This window comes from Marinobacter sp. KMM 10035 (genome assembly GCF_046537445.1).
Classification (GTDB): Bacteria; Pseudomonadota; Gammaproteobacteria; order Pseudomonadales; family Oleiphilaceae; genus Marinobacter; species Marinobacter sediminicola.
The window spans coordinates 747,449-762,959 of the sequence record NZ_JBBVMG010000001.1 but is presented as its reverse complement, the minus strand read 5'-3'; the positions used below and the strand labels follow the sequence as shown (position 1 = coordinate 762,959).

Sequence of the window (15,511 nt, the reverse complement as noted above, 5' to 3'; positions counted from 1 at the left end):
TTATGTCTGAATTTCATAACAATCCGTCAACTGCCGAAAGTTCCTGGTGTCTGCGCCGTCTTCCGGAAATGGATGAGGCGCAGTTCAGCCAGTGGCAGACCCTACTGGAACACCGTACTGGCATGACACTGCCTGCAGAGCGCCGCTCGTTTCTGGAAACCAATCTGGCCATCCGGATGCGGGAAATAGGCTGCAGTAGCTATCAGGCCTACTACGAAACGATTATCTCGGGGCCGGATGCCATTCGGGAGTGGTCAACGCTGGTGGACCGGCTTACGGTGCAGGAAACCCGTTTTTTCAGGGACCCTGATGCCTTTCGACTGGTCGCCGATTACGTTCTCACACGACCTAGGGAACAGTTCCGAAAACGGCCAATTGAGGCATGGAGCGTCGGTTGCTCGTCCGGTGAAGAGCCTTACACCTTAGCCATGGTGCTGAACGAGTGTATGACTCAGCTGGGACTGCAGCCGCTCTATGGCGTTACTGGTTCGGACATCAGCACACCGGTTATCGAGAAGGCCCGGACAGGCCAGTTCAACGCCCGCAAATTGCTGGGCATGGACGAAGACATGAAAACCCGGTATTTCCGCCCGGCCGAGCGGAACACCGTTGAAATTGTCGAAAGCATCCGGGAGCGGGTCTGCTTTACCAGACTGAATGTGTTGGATCTGGATAAAGCGCCCATGCACGGAATGAATATTATCTTCTGCCAGAATTTGCTGATTTATTTCCGTCGCTGGCGCAGACGGGACATTGTCAGGCGTCTTGCAGAGCGGCTGGCGCCCGGGGGACTACTGGTTCTGGGCCAGGGAGAGCTGACCGACTGGCAGCCCCCAGGCCTACAAAAAGTACCCTCGGAACATGTACTGGCGTGGATCAAGCGCCAGACTGACGAAGAATAACCGGAGAGGTTATGGGCAACCACCATGACAACATCGCCCTCGACTGGGTTCGGGGCGAGATACAGGACACGCTGACCCAAGGTCAGCATGCGCTGGAAGCGTACGTTGAAAATCGTGACGATACAGCACGCCTGCGTTTCTGCCTGAATTATCTCCATCAGGTGCATGGCACCCTGCAGATGGTTGAACTATACGGCGCAGCCCTGCTGACCGAGGAAATGGAAAAGCTCACCCAGGCGGTGTTGGATAACAGCGTCGTCAGTGTGGACGAAGCCGTTAATGTTCTGATGGAAGCCATACTTCAGCTTCCTCAGTATCTGGAACACCTGGCCAGCAGCCAGGATGATTTCCCCATGGTACTGCTGCCTCTGCTGAACGACCTGCGGGCTGCGCGGGGCGACTCCCTGCTGTCTGACACCTCTCTGTTCAAGCCAGATCTCGCTCCATCACGAATGCAGGTTGCAGACAATGTGTCGCAGCGCCTGCAAGATCCCAAAGTACTCGGCCACATCCGCAAACTGCGGCAGATGTACCAGTTTGCCCTTGCCGGGATCATTCGCGAAGAAGACCTCGATGCCCAGTTCGTCTACCTGCAAAAGGTTATTCACCGGCTCACCCGCCTTTGCCAGAAAACGCCCCGTGGCGAACTCTGGAAAGCTGCGGCTGCCTTTGTAGAAACACTTCAGGCAAAGGCGAACCCGGTCAACGCAGCGGTCAAGTCCCTGCTTCGGGAGCTCGATAGCGAAATCCGCCGCCTCACCGACGAGCATGGAGATATCCTCGCTCAACCAGCACCCGATGCGCTGCTCAAGCACCTGCTTTATTACGTAGCACGGGCGCGGGATCTGGATTCCGAAAATGTAAGGGATCTGCGTAGCCGCTACCAGCTTACAGAGGCACTGCCTTCAGAAGACGATGTGGATGCGGCCCGAAATCGCGTCTCCGGCCCCGGCCGTGAAGCCATCCACTCCGTTGTCAGTGCACTGAATGAAGAACTGGCCAAGCTGAAAGACCAACTGGACCTTTTTGTACGTTCAGAGCTGCGAAAAAACAGCGAGCTTGAAGATCTTCTTCCGGGCCTGGTGCAGGTGGGTAATACGCTAGCGGTGCTTGGCCTGGGTATTCCTCGGAAAGTTATTACCGAACAAGTTGAGCTGATTGAAAAGCTGGGAGCCCAAAGCGAACTGGTTGACGACGGCACTCTGATGGATATTGCCGGAGCTCTGCTTTACGTGGAAGCCAGCCTTGCAGGCCTGGATAGCGAACGGCAGCCTGAGCCTTCCTCGAGAAACGTCGACAGCCTTCCTGCCAACCAGGGTTCCCGCGAGCTTGGGGAAGCCAGCAGTGCCCTTCTGAGAGAGTCCCGCAATACGCTGGAGCAAGTAAAGTCAGCGGTTATCAACTTTATTGCGTCCCAGTGGGACACCCGTGAAATCGAACACGTCCCCGGCCTGCTCCACAGCATCCGTGGCGGCCTGAGCCTGGTGCCGCTAGAGCGTGTAGCCAGCATGCTGGCGTCTGCCGAGCGTTATATTTCTGATGTTCTCCTCAGCGACAAGCATGTTCCCGATTGGAGGCAGTTGGATACCCTCGCAGATGCCATTACCAGTATTGAGTATTACCTTGAGCGACTGGCTGAAGGCATAAGCGACAATGCAGACATTCTTCGGATTGCTGAAGAAAGCCTTGCAGGCCTCGGATTCCCGGTAGGCGAAGAGCCCACTTGGGGCACTGAATTGGCACAGGATGATGTGCCCGTTGTAGAGCCCATGGCGTCAGAAGATGCTGCGGCGCATAGCGGCAGTACCGCCTCCAAAGCTTCGGATGAGGAGCTTCTGGACGACGAGATCCTCGGCATCTTTGTGGAAGAAGCGGAAGAGGTTCTGGAAACTATCCACGAATTCTACCCGCGCTTGCACCAGAACCACGACGACCGCCCGGCACTGACCGAAGTCCGCCGCGCTTACCACACACTTAAAGGTAGCGGCCGACTGGTTGGTGCCAGAAGCCTTGGAGACCTGGCTTGGTCAGTGGAAAATCTACTGAACCGGGTAATTGATCAGAGCATCAAACCGACCGACGAACTGTTCTCGTTTATTGATGAAGCAAATGCCCGCATTCCCGCCCTGATTCATGCATTCCGTGACGGCCAAGCCGCCGACGATGTCGCAGATTTGGTTGCGCGCGGGGAAGCCATGGCAACAACCCGTCGCAGCGACAATGAACAAGTGGCCGCCGCGGAAACTGCCGAAGTCACTGAGCCGGAAGCAGTGGTTGAAAGTGCTCCTACACCGGAATTGACTGGCGATAGCGAGCAGCAAGACGACCTGATAGACGACGAAATCCTCGAAATCTTTGTCGAGGAAGCCGGTGAGGTTCTGGAAACCATCCGGGAATACCTCCCCATGCTGTTGCGTCAACACGATGACCGCAGCGCGCTTTCCGAAGTGCGCCGTGCATTCCACACGCTCAAGGGCAGTGGACGCATGGTTGGTGCAATGGTGGTAGGTGAGCTGGCCTGGTCTATAGAAAACATGCTGAACCGCGTAATCGACGGCAGCACCTTCATGAATGACGACATTGCCAGCCTGCTGGATGAGGCTACGGGCGTTCTACCATCTCTGGTCAGTGATTTTGAGAACAAACAACCGCCGTCAATGGACCCTTCCAACCTGGAAGCCCGCGCCAAGGCTCTTGCGAATGGGGATATCCCTGACGCAAGTACGATGCCCTCAGCTGAAGATGACAGCGCCTTCGCCAGTACCGCTATAGAGCTAACGGAATCCGATTACGATACGGATGATGATCGCGACGTTGATCCAGTGTTACTGGATATCTTCGAGAGTGAAACAGAAACCCATCTGCAAACCCTCAGAGAATTTTTGGCTGCTGCAGGCGACAAGGTAACCGTATCTTATACAGACGACCTGTCACGCGCTCTGCACACTCTCAAAGGCAGTGCCCACACTGCAGGTATCGCGCCGATTGCGGCAATCATTGCCCCGCTTGAACGTTTCATAAAAGAATCCCGCGCCCAGAACCTGCGCGCAGACCGCGACGTGCTGTCACTGATTGAGGCGGCCTGCGACTTCCTGACACAGGGTTTGGCGCAGATACGCAATGAGCCTCAGGCGTCGTTGCCAAGCACTGAAGCGTTCCTGGAAAAGCTGGAACGCATATCCAATGACCGGCTTCGCACCTACAGCGAAGAGATCAGCCACGACGGCACACAACCAGCGCCGTCCCAGCTGGTGCAACTGTTCCTCAGTGAAGGGCTCGATGTCGTTCTGGATGCTGACCTTATCCTTGCCCAGTGGGCGGAAACCCCTGAAGACCGAGGCCCGCTCCAACGCCTGACTGCAGAATTGGCGCAGCTTACCGATGCAGCATCCGACGCCGGGCTGGCCGATGTCGCCGCTTTGTCAGAGGCTCTCCACGAAGTTTATGTAGCCGCCGCAAACCAGAGTGAGGCACCAGAGGATTGGTTCTTCTTATCCGTTCGCAATGCCCACGAGCACCTGATCAACATGATGGATCAGATTGCCGCAGGGTTGGCCACTGAGTCCGGTGACGAGCTGGTGGCTGAGCTTGAAGCGCTCACCCAGTCCCTGCCCGGTGCCGAAACCGAGACCACAAGTGCATTCGACCAGGAATTCACCGAAGACCTGGAGGAAATAGACCTCAGCTTCGATATGGAAGAGCTGGAAGCCACTACAACCAGCGACCTGCCACTGCCTGAAACTGATGAAGGCGTTGAGGCATCCGACAGTGACATGGATGACGAACTCGCGGAGATCTTCCTTGAAGAAGCTCGCGAGCTCATCGACAGCACCGCAGAGGCTCTGCAAAACTGGAGCGAAGACACCGGCAACCTCGACATTTTGCGCCTGCTGCAAAGGGATCTTCACACCCTTAAGGGTGGTGCACGCCTTGCCGAAATTGTTGCTGTAGGTGATCTGGCCCATGAGCTAGAAACCCTGTTCGAGGGCCTGACAGATAAGAAACTCTCCGTAAACGACGAGCTGTCTGACCTTTTGTTCCGCTGCCATGACCGTCTCGCCGGCATGGTGGACAACCTGGAAGCCAAGGAATCACCTCGCCCGGCACCTGATCTGATCAGCGAAATCCATGCCTACATGGACAACACGACCCGTTCACGACCGGTTACAGATGTGGCAGCACCGGTTGAGCCGGAAAGCCCTGATTCCGCAGATGATCTGCCGCCGTTGCCTGAGCTTGAGGGTGTTGATGAGCCGGAAGCTGCCGACGTCGGCACCGATCTCTCGCACATGGACCCGGAACTTACCGGCATTTTCCTTGAGGAAGCTTACGACCTGATCAACTCCACAGGCAGTGCCCTGCATGCCTGGAGTGAAGACCCGTCGAACCGGTCCGTGGCAGCAGAACTGCAACGCGACGTTCATACGCTGAAAGGCGGCGCCCGCATGGCGGGGGTTGACGCCATTGGCGATCTGACCCACGTGCTCGAAGACCTGTTTGAAAAGGTAGCCGAAGGCCAGCTTGCTTCCAGCAGTGCAATGAACGGCCTGCTGTTTGCATGCCACGACCGACTGGCGCAGATGGTTGAACAGGTTGCTACCCAGAAGCCTTGCCCGCCCGCCAACGATCTGGTGGATCAGGTTGAAGCGATTCTCCGTGGCGAATCGTCGCCCATAGAGACAGTTGTTGAGACTGAGGTTGAGTCAGCAGACATTGATACTCCGGCACCACTTTCGGAAATCACGCAAGCTGACACAAGCCATGACGACGACATTGCCAATATTTTCCTGGATGAAGGCCATGAGATCCACGACGCCATCAGCGAGTGCCTCGACCAATGGCGTGAAGACCCCCAGGCAATGCATGGCGTTCCACAGCTTCAGCAAGAGCTGCACACACTCAAAGGTGGCGCTCGACTATCCGATGTCGACCCCATCGCTGAACTGGCGGAAGTTTGGGCTGGCGCCCTCGAAGCGGTGACATCGATCCCTGGGAACCAGCGACTGCTATTAGCCCTGAGCACCCGTGGACTTGATAACCTGAAGTCCATGCTCGGTGAGCTGGCGTTTGGTACAGAGCCAGCGGCAGACCCGGATCTTCTGATGTCCTTCAGCAGTGCCCAAACTCTGGAGTCAGGCAATTTTGAGGCGTCACCAGAAGAAACGGCCACCGCTGATCAGGAAGCGATTGATCCAGAGATTCTGGAGATCTTCCTGGAAGAGGCTGGCGAGATCATGGACCAGCTGGAGCACCTTCTTGCAGATTGGCGCAAGGATCCTGCCAGCAAACACTTCAATCAGGAAGCTCAGCGCGCACTGCATACCTTGAAGGGCGGTGCCCGTTTATCCCAGCTCACGCTGCTGGGTGATAAGGCCCACAATTTTGAAACACGCTTGATTGACCTGGCAGGCAAGTCACCTGATGACACCCAGTGGCAAGCCATTACCGAAGATCACGACGGTATCATTGCCCTGGTTGCTGACATACGCGAACGCTACGAGTCTGGCGCAGTGGCGGCCGCACCTGTGGCCGAAGCCGCACCGGAGGTACAAGTACCCGAAGCGCCAGAGGCCCCAGCAGAGCCCACACCAAAGCCTGCGCCTGCCAGGGCCAAGACCTCCAAGCGCGTTGTTGATGCACAGCGTGCAGCACAGGAAACCATTCGGGTATCTGCTCCCTTGCTGGATGATCTGGTTAACCTGGCCGGTGAAACCAGTATTACCCGTGGTCGACTGGAACAGCAAAGCAGCGACTTCAGCCATACGCTGGATGAAATGGCTGCCACCATCGAGCGTCTGCGGGAACAGTTGCGCCGGATGGAAATCGAAACCGAAGCACAGATTCTGTTCAGTGCCGAGAAAGAGCATGGTCCAGATTACGGGGACGATTTCGATCCGTTGGAAATGGACAGGTATTCCTCCATTCAGCAGTTGTCGCGGGCTCTGACGGAATCGTCTTCAGACCTCGCAGATCTTCGCGAAACTCTTGCCGACCGGGTGCGGGATACAGAAACCCTGCTGGTTCAGCAGTCCCGTATTAACACGGAACTTCAGGAAGGTCTGATGAAGACCCGAATGATTCCGTTCTCTTCCATGGTGCCGCGCCTGCGCCGGATTGTTCGCCAGATCAGCGGTGAGCTGGGCAAGAAAGTTGAGTTTGATGTACGCAACGCCGAAGGCGAAATGGACCGCACCATACTCGAGCGAATGATTGCGCCGCTCGAACACATGCTGCGTAACGCCATTGACCACGGCATTGAAATGCCGGCTGACCGGAAGAAGAGCGGCAAAGCGGAGGCAGGTGCAGTCACCCTGTCGCTGGCTCGCGAAGGTGGCGACGTGGTTCTGCGCATGGTAGACGACGGTGCTGGTATCCCTTCAAATGTCATCCGGGAAAAGGCCATTCGCCAAGGGTTGTTGCGGGAGGATGAAGAACTCTCCGAACGCGAGATTCTGCAGTTTATCGTGCAGCCCGGGTTCTCAACCGCACAGAACATTACCCAGATTTCCGGTCGTGGCGTTGGTATGGACGTGGTCGCCAGTGAGATCAAACAGCTGGGCGGCAGCCTGGACATTGAATCGCAGGTCGGTCGCGGCACCGTGTTCACCGTCAGGTTACCCTTTACCGTTTCGGTAAACAGGGCCCTCATGGTATCCACGGGCGAAGATTTCTACGCCATCCCGCTCAACACCATTGAGGGTATCGTGCGGGTCAGCACTTACGAGCTTGAGGAATACTACAAGCCGGATGCGCCCATGTACGAATATGCTGGCCAGGAATACCGCCTGCAGTACCTTGGCAGCCTGCTGAACAGTGATCACCATCCGAAACTTCAGGGCCAGGCCCTGCCGCTTCCGGTAATTCTGGTACGCGGTGCCGAGCAACCTATGGCTCTGCAGGTAGATAACCTGATGGGCAGCCGTGAAATCGTGGTTAAGTCGCTGGGGCCGCAATTCGGCACCGTTCGCGGTGTGTCCGGTGCCACCATTCTTGGTGATGGCAACGTGGTGGTGATTCTCGACCTGCCCGCCATGATTCGTTCCGACATATTGTCTGAACGCCAGCGGCTGGCCAACCTGGACAAGACAAGAGAGTCTACCCGCTACGAAGAGCGCGCCACGGTTGTCATGGTGGTGGACGACTCGGTTACCGTGCGCAAGGTTACCTCGCGCCTACTCGAGCGTAATGGCATGGAGGTCATCACTGCAAAAGATGGCTTGGATGCGGTAGCGCAGCTGCAGGATCATAAGCCGGACATCATGCTGCTCGATATTGAAATGCCACGTATGGATGGCTTTGAGGTAGCCAGCTTCGTAAGGCACGATGATAACCTGCGTGATATGCCGATCTGCATGATCACATCCCGAACCGGCGAAAAACACCGTGAGCGGGCATTGGCCATCGGCGTAAACGAGTACCTGGGCAAGCCGTTCCAGGAGACGGAACTCCTGAAGACCATTGCACGGCTAACCGGTAAGCAGTGATGGCCGGCCAAACCGGTCGGGCTCAGGTCGGCATCGTTTCGGACGTTGTCCTGCAGCGACACAGACTGCAGGCGGCGGCCGCCAAATTCGGCCTTGAGGTGTGCTTCTCAGGTGATCCGGAGCGCCTGCAGAGCCATCGTGAGTTCCCGGAAGCCGGGCTCTGGCTGGTGACACTGGAAGACGAGGCAGATCATCCTGCCTTGTTTGATTACCTTCTGGATAACACTGAGGCTCCGGTTCTGTTCGGGTTGGATCAGGCACCCGGGGCTGGGAGCACAGAATATTTTCGCTGGGAACGGCGATTGCTGGGCAAGCTGGAACAAGAGCTGGGAGACCTGTCACAGCTGGATTCCAAAGACAGTATCGAAGAGCTTGAAGCAGAAGCCCCACTATGCCTGGAATCGTCGGAGCTTCCGCAGTGGCTAACCCCTGCGGCACCGGGTTCCGTAGCAGAAGAGATTTGGGTGTTGTGCGCATCGCTGGGTGGTCCGGCGGCCGTGAAAGCGTTTCTGGACTGCCTTCCACCGGGTCTGCCAGTGGGCTTCGTTTATGCCCAGCATATTGACGGGAATTTCGCCGAAGTGCTCACACGGGTGCTTGGCCGCCATGCGCATTACAAGCTGCAGCATGCCGAAGAGAATTACCGGGTTAAAAACGGCGATGTGGTACTGATGCCGGTTGAGCATGAGTGGAGATTCTCTGCCACTGGCGCTCTGACTGAGCTGGATACACCTTGGCCCGGGCCTTATAGCCCGTCGATTGACCAGGTGTTGCTCAATACTGCAGACCACTACGGCTCCCATTGCCATGCCGTTCTGTTTTCCGGTATGGGCAATGACGGCGCAATTGCAGCACCTCTGCTCAAAGCCTATGGTAGCCGAATCTGGGTTCAGGAGAGCTCCAGCTGCGGCAATAGCTCAATGCCGGATTCCGTGGCTGCCACCGGCTGCTCCAGCTTTACCGGCACACCAGAGCAACTGGCCCGGGAACTGGTCAAAACCATCGAAAAATCCTGCCTGCTGAAAGGCCGGCAGAAACGGGGCTCCGCCTGAGGACATAAGCAATGAATGACAACAGCCAAACCCTCTCCTGCGTCATGATTCCCGTGAGCGGGCGGCAACTTTTACTGCCCAACGTATCCATTGCCGAAGTGGTGGACTACGCCAGCAGTGAGGCCGGTGTCGGGGCACCTGACTGGCTTGCTGGCCGCCTGGAATGGCGAGGCCTTAACCTGCCTGTTATTTCCTACGATGCAGCCAATGGCGGAACCTTGTCAGTGCCTGGTGAAAATCGGGGCCGAATCGTGGTGCTCAATAGCATCACCGACAACAACAAAAAGCTGCGTTTCTTGGCACTGATTACTCAGGGCATTCCAAGCCAGGTTCGCATTACAGAAGAGCAGATCAAGAAAATGGAGGCAGAAAACGGGCCTGCTGATCTTATGCTCGTTGACGTTGACGGCGAAACGGCCTGGATTCCTAACCTGGATTACCTTGAATCTCTCGCCAGCGATTCCCTGGTATAAGCCGTCTCGATTCTTACCCTTGGCAGTCGGGCTCCTGCGGATGTTATAATGTTACAAATTCTGCAGGATTCCGATCATGTCCGCTCGCGCGCTACCTTACCGCCCTCACAACCACGATGACTGTGTCAGCCAGGCTTTGGCTGAAGCCAGAGCCATCTGCCAAGAGCAGCATGCCCGCCTGACGCCCACCCGTGAGCGAGTTCTTGAGCTTATCTGGGAATCCCACAAACCACTCGGCGCCTACGATGTACTGGCGAAACTGGCATCAGAAGGCCACAGTGCTGCGCCTCCGACGGTCTACCGGGCACTCGACTTCCTGCAACAGTACGGGTTGGTGCACCGTATAGCCTCCCTGAATGCCTTTATCGGCTGTGCCCATGCTGGCGAGCATCACACAGGGATGTTTCTCATCTGCCGCTCTTGCGGCAATGCTCTGGAGCTAACAGACACAACCGTCTCCAAAGCCATACACGAAGCGGCCGGCGCCGAAGCATTCGTTACCGAAGCCATAACTCTTGAAATAGCAGGCCTGTGCCCCAGCTGTCAGGGAGAGCAACCCAATGGATGAACCGCTGGTTGCCATCGAAAACCTTACCGTCCGGTTTGATGATCGCCCGGTTGTTGATCGGGTCAGCCTGGCGCTGCACCGGGGCGATATCATTACCATCATTGGCCCAAACGGCGCCGGCAAAACCACCCTGATCAAGGCGGTTCTGGGCATACAGGCCGCCACAAGCGGCCGTATCCTGCGCGCAAAGGGCTTGGTGATCGGGTATGTGCCCCAACATCTAAGCCTTGAATCAACGCTTCCCCTGAGCGTAGAGCGCTTCATGTTGCTCAGCGGCCAACCTCTTGCAGCCTGCGTCGCTGCGCTGGAGCGAACCGGTGTCAGCCATCTGCTGAAGGCATCTGTCCACCATTTGTCAGGTGGAGAGCAGCAACGCCTTTTACTGGCCAGGGCACTGGTCCGGAAACCGGATCTCCTGGTGCTTGATGAACCGGCACAAGGTGTCGATATCAATGGCCAGGCGGCGCTTTATGATCTGATTCGTCAGCTTAGAGATGAACTCAACTGCGGCGTCATCATGATTTCTCACGATTTGCATTTGGTTATGGCCGCAACCGACAAGGTGATCTGCCTGAACCAGCACGTGTGCTGCAGCGGGCATCCTGCCGATATCTCACACGACCCTGCGTTTATTGAAACCTTCGGCCGGCCGGTTGCGGAGTCTCTGGCGGTGTATCACCACAACCATAACCACAGCCACGACCTGAGCGGCAACGTGGTTGGCACAGGTCATTCGGGTTCAGCGAACGAACATGGGGAGTGCAACCATGAGCATCATTGATACAGTGCTGAACGACTTCTTCTGGCGCGCCCTCATTGGTGGTTTGGGCGTTGCCTTGATTGCCGGGCCGCTGGGCTGTTTTGTGGTATGGCGGAGGATGGCTTATTTCGGCGACACGCTCGCGCATTCGGCGCTGCTGGGCATAGCGCTGAGCTTTCTGTTCAGTCTTCCACTGAACCTTGGCGTCCTCATCACCAGCGTTGTTCTCGCCATGGCGCTGTTGCTGTTTTCCCGCAACAAAACCTTGGCGACAGACACTTTGCTGGGAATTCTTGCCCACAGCGCCCTGGCCATTGGCCTGGTCGCGCTAAGCTTTATGCCGGATGTACGGATTGACCTGACCGGCCTGTTGTTCGGCGATCTGCTAGCCATGAACCGACACGACCTGCTGTGGATTTATGGCGGCGCTGTTGTGATCCTGACACTCTTAGCCGTGCTTTGGCGCGGCTTGCTGATGAGCACCATTCACGAAGAGCTGGCGAGGGTGGAAGGGGTGCCGGTTGAGCGCCTGCGCCTGCTGCTGATGTTAATGTTTGCGCTGGTGATTGCCGTTGCCATGAAGATGGTGGGCGTATTGCTTATTACTGCTATGTTGATCATTCCCGCCGCCACCGCGCGCAGGCTGGCCAGCACCCCGGAACAGATGGCAGCGCTGGCGGTTGGATTCGGGTTTGTTGCGGTAGCGGGCGGCCTGAGTATGTCGTGGCACCTGGACACGCCCGCAGGCCCATCCGTGGTGGTAACGGCTTTTGCAACATTTCTGGTTGTTTACGGCGGCGCTGGCCGGTTCTCTGCAAGCCGTCCTGCCTGAGCAAGCAGGTCGCCATGCATCACAAAGGCTGGATAACGTCCATCAAACGGCCGGTTTCAAGTAGCTCAAGAAACTCGTCTCCCAGGCGTTCGCTTTCGGCAACTGCTTTCTGCCATGAGCGCTCACGGCCTTTGTCATTGCCCAGATAGGTTTCGAAATCCTTACGGTCTGGCAGCTTGCGATCCGGTAAGTGCTCCAGAAAATCCTTAGAGGGCGCCACCAGGAGCACATCCTGCAGACGAGTTCCGTCGCCGCGACGCCATGGCAGGGTCTTGTCAAACCAGCCAGGCACAATTCGATCGGTGAAGTGCGGATACAAAACCACACCCGGCTGTTCATAGGGCAGATCGAGGTGGTAATCCAAAAGCCCACCATCTCTGTAGATACCCTCCGGGGCGCCGGGAATATTCCGGACACCGGACATCACCATAGGTATGGATGCAGAGGCTAACAATGCAGAGTGCAAGTTGTCGCGGCTCAAAGGCACTTCATGGCTTGAAAAATCCGCCAACGGCGACAATGGCGCCTTCAATCTGGCATCGTGAAGAATACCCCGCTCCATGAAACGCCCAAGGTGTCGTCGGCCAACGGCATTAGCACTTATGGCGCTCATCAACCCGAGGCTCAGGCGCGCTTTGGTGTCTGGTTCGAGCATGCCCAAGCTGCGAACCACCATCACATTCAGGCGATACCAAGGGTGTTCAAGAATATAGTCCTCACGTCCGCCAATCAGTTCTTCGAGGAATTTAACACTTTGGCGCGTAACCTCAGCCGCACTGACCCCTTTTTCGAAGCGCTGGGCAGTGTATAGCTCCGCCAGCCGGGTAAGCTGTGCCCGTGGGTTGTCCGAGGAAGCAATTGCAGCAAACCGCCAGCTGCCGATGGAGGAGCCAATCAGGGAGCGCTCTTGTTCAACCCGGAGCAGCCAGTCCCCAAAAATGGCTTTATCCAGACCGCTGAGCCCAAGGGCTTTGGGGCCGCCGGCAGCACCGGGAATAACGTGCACATCATCCGGCGTCAGGGGTTTTTCCTGCAACCGCTGCAGGGTTCGACGGCCTGCCCGGATAGTCAGTGCTGGGGCACGGGTATGGATGGCGATCATGGCGGCGTTCCTGTCAGCGTTCAGTATGAATAATAATAGGTTCAGACGAGGTGTGGATTTTAACGAAGTGGTCACTATGGGCCAACATAACAAAACTAATACTATCGATACTCAGATACTTCAGCTCCACTGGAGAACACCCATGCTAGACTTGAACACACGCCCGTTTTCAGCAGCTGGGCGATATCACAAAAACAGCCGGAGCTTGCTGTGAGCGCGTTTATCTCGACGGATTCCACCTCAACCAACCCGACCCTCGCGGTGCTTGGTTTCAAGCGGCAACTGGTCTATCACCTGCATTTTTGGGCTTTCATTGCAGTCGCGCCGCTTGTTGTCGTGCAGTGGCAGCATCACCACTTTCTGCTCTCCGGAATGCTGATTCTATTCTGTATCAATGCTCTTGCTGTCATGGCCCTGTTGCGGTTTCGTTCCACCTATTTCCTGAAAGGCCGGTTGTTTCCATTGCTTGCAGTGGTGTGCGCGGCCTATTCAACGGCCATTAACGGGCATGCAGGGTTGTACTGGGCATACCCTGCTGCTTCAGCGCTGTTTTTCCTGCTTCCAATCCGGGAAGCCATTGCCAGCAACACCATTTTTGTGACCGTCATGGCAGTGGTTTCTTTCATGAAGTTTCCCGAAGCAGATTTCTGGCGCATTACCTTCTCGCTGGGGCTTACCTGTCTGTTCTCCATGATTTTCGCCTGGCTGGTGGGCAAGCTACAAATGGAACTCACCCGGCTGGCAACCACCGACCCCCTTACCGGCTGCCTCAACCGATCACAGCTGGCTGACATCCTGAACGGCCAAATCCAGATGCGTGAGCGCTACGGGCGAGTATCCAGCATGGTTCTTCTGGATCTGGATTACTTCAAACTGATCAACGATCAGTGGGGCCACTTGGCGGGGGACAGAGTGCTAAAAGAAATGGCGTTGCGACTGCGTAAGCGCCTCAGGGAAAGCGACCAGATTTTCCGGATCGGTGGTGAAGAGTTCATGATCGTTCTGCCCGAAACCAATCAGCATGAGGGCAATCTTCTTGCCCATCAATTGCTCACGAGCATCAGCGCTCGGCCGTTTCTTGAAGATATCAAGGTAACAGCAAGCGCCAGCATTGCCGAGGTCAGCAAGGGTGAAACCTGGTCTGTCTGGCTGAACCGTGCCGACCAGGCGCTCTACGATGCCAAATCAAGAGGGCGCAACCAGGTCGTGAGTGCAACCAGCCTGGCAGCTGGCGACCAGAATACGGACGCCCCTCCAACACCCGCTTCCAGCTAGCGGCTATTTTCAACCCGGTCACCGTCGCTTGCGAAACTCTCTGTAAGCGCAAAATACTTCCCACGGGCTCTCGAAGTGGGGGTAATGTCCCACATTCTTGAGCTGCACCACATCGGCCTCCGGAATCATCTCCTGATAACGCTGCGCCGTGGCCGCGCCCGATACAGGATCCGCAACACCTGAGATAAGACGCATGGGTTGTCTGGCGTTTTGCAGGGCAGAGACCCAGCGATGCCGATGGCACCGGCGTTCTTCCATGAAATGGATCAACTGGTGCAGAATCCCGCGGCCGTTGTTGTAGGTGATCAGATGCCAGAAATCATCCAGATCCTGCTGATCCGGGAGGCATTTACTGCCAAACAACTTCATGAAGCTGCGCTCAAAACTACGTCGGGTCAGTGCCCGACTGATCAACCCTCCCAGCGGGCTACGCAACAAGTTCTGAATCAACAACGGGCTGTGCACTTCGGGGAATAATGCGCCGTTCAGAAAACACACGCTGGGAATCTCGAAAGGTAGCGCGCCTTCCTGCTCTCGGGCCAGAAGCTCCTGAGCAACACTGCAGCCATAATCATGGGCCAGAAGATGAACCGATGTGAGACCAAGGCCCTCCAGCATGCCCTGGATGAGATCTGATTGATCTTCGATGCTATAGGAATAATGTCGGGGTTTGTCGGAGAAGCCGAATCCCAGCAGGTCCGGTGCAAGCAAATGATTACCCTGAATCAGCATGGGCCATAGGCGATGCCAGTCCCAGCTTGCGGTAGGAAATCCGTGAATCAGTAACAACGGCTCCCCCTGCCCCGCCATGCGGCTGAATATCGCATGACCTTCATAGGTAAACCACTTGCCGCTCTGTTGCCACGCCTCTTGCGCAGCCACCTCACTACCAACGGGCATTCCCTTCCATGTACCCGATGTATGCTGATCCATGCGATGTCCCCGATGTATTCTTCACAGCCTGCGACTTTAGAATAAACCCGACCCTTCGGCCAGAACCACACCACTGCCGCCCGTAAACTACTATCAGCGTTTGGTCTTTTCCGTGCCCGGCGTCGTAAAT

General features: G+C 56.4%; 10 protein-coding genes. 8 read left to right on the top strand and 2 right to left on the bottom strand.

Annotated features, from left to right (window positions below; all coding sequences use genetic code 11):
- Positions 1-2 precede the first annotated feature (2 nt).
- From AADB16_RS03325 to AADB16_RS03295, 7 genes are all read left to right on the top strand, one after another.
- A complete protein-coding gene (locus AADB16_RS03325) occupies positions 3-902 on the top strand; it encodes a CheR family methyltransferase (RefSeq protein WP_309045487.1) in 900 nt (299 codons plus the stop codon).
- An 11-nt stretch (positions 903-913) separates the two neighbouring features.
- On the top strand, positions 914-8,386 hold the full coding sequence (locus tag AADB16_RS03320; RefSeq protein WP_410801375.1) for an Hpt domain-containing protein: 7,473 nt from the start codon (positions 914-916) through the stop codon (positions 8,384-8,386).
- Complete coding sequence (locus AADB16_RS03315) at positions 8,386-9,438, top strand: chemotaxis protein CheB (RefSeq protein WP_410801373.1); 1,053 nt, start codon at positions 8,386-8,388, stop codon at positions 9,436-9,438. The genes AADB16_RS03320 and AADB16_RS03315 overlap by 1 nt, the downstream gene beginning before the upstream one ends.
- A gap of 11 nt (positions 9,439-9,449) precedes the next feature.
- A complete protein-coding gene (locus tag AADB16_RS03310; RefSeq protein WP_298451952.1) occupies positions 9,450-9,911 on the top strand; it encodes a chemotaxis protein CheW in 462 nt (153 codons plus the stop codon).
- A 76-nt stretch (positions 9,912-9,987) separates the two neighbouring features.
- Positions 9,988-10,479, top strand: a complete 492-nt coding sequence (locus AADB16_RS03305; RefSeq protein WP_309045490.1) for a Fur family transcriptional regulator — start codon at positions 9,988-9,990, stop codon at positions 10,477-10,479.
- The gene (znuC, locus tag AADB16_RS03300; RefSeq protein ID WP_309045491.1) at positions 10,472-11,260 is read left to right on the top strand and encodes a zinc ABC transporter ATP-binding protein ZnuC; all 789 of its coding nucleotides are present in this window, start codon (positions 10,472-10,474) and stop codon (positions 11,258-11,260) included. The genes AADB16_RS03305 and znuC overlap by 8 nt, the downstream gene beginning before the upstream one ends.
- The gene (locus AADB16_RS03295) at positions 11,247-12,071 is read left to right on the top strand and encodes a metal ABC transporter permease (protein ID WP_309045492.1); all 825 of its coding nucleotides are present in this window, start codon (positions 11,247-11,249) and stop codon (positions 12,069-12,071) included. Before znuC ends, AADB16_RS03295 begins: the two co-directional genes overlap by 14 nt.
- A gap of 19 nt (positions 12,072-12,090) precedes the next feature.
- Here AADB16_RS03295 and AADB16_RS03290 read toward each other — a convergent pair whose 3' ends face one another.
- Positions 12,091-13,173: a patatin-like phospholipase family protein gene (locus AADB16_RS03290; protein ID WP_410801371.1), complete on the bottom strand. Its 1,083-nt coding sequence runs from the start codon at positions 13,171-13,173 to the stop codon at positions 12,091-12,093.
- A 210-nt stretch (positions 13,174-13,383) separates the two neighbouring features.
- Here AADB16_RS03290 and AADB16_RS03285 point away from each other — a divergent pair, with 210 nt between their 5' ends.
- The gene (locus tag AADB16_RS03285; RefSeq protein WP_410801369.1) at positions 13,384-14,448 is read left to right on the top strand and encodes a GGDEF domain-containing protein; all 1,065 of its coding nucleotides are present in this window, start codon (positions 13,384-13,386) and stop codon (positions 14,446-14,448) included.
- Positions 14,449-14,466: 18 nt separating this feature from the next.
- Here AADB16_RS03285 and AADB16_RS03280 read toward each other — a convergent pair whose 3' ends face one another.
- The gene (locus AADB16_RS03280) at positions 14,467-15,348 is read right to left on the bottom strand and encodes an alpha/beta fold hydrolase (protein ID WP_410803568.1); all 882 of its coding nucleotides are present in this window, start codon (positions 15,346-15,348) and stop codon (positions 14,467-14,469) included.
- Between the last annotated feature and the right edge of the window lie 163 nt (positions 15,349-15,511).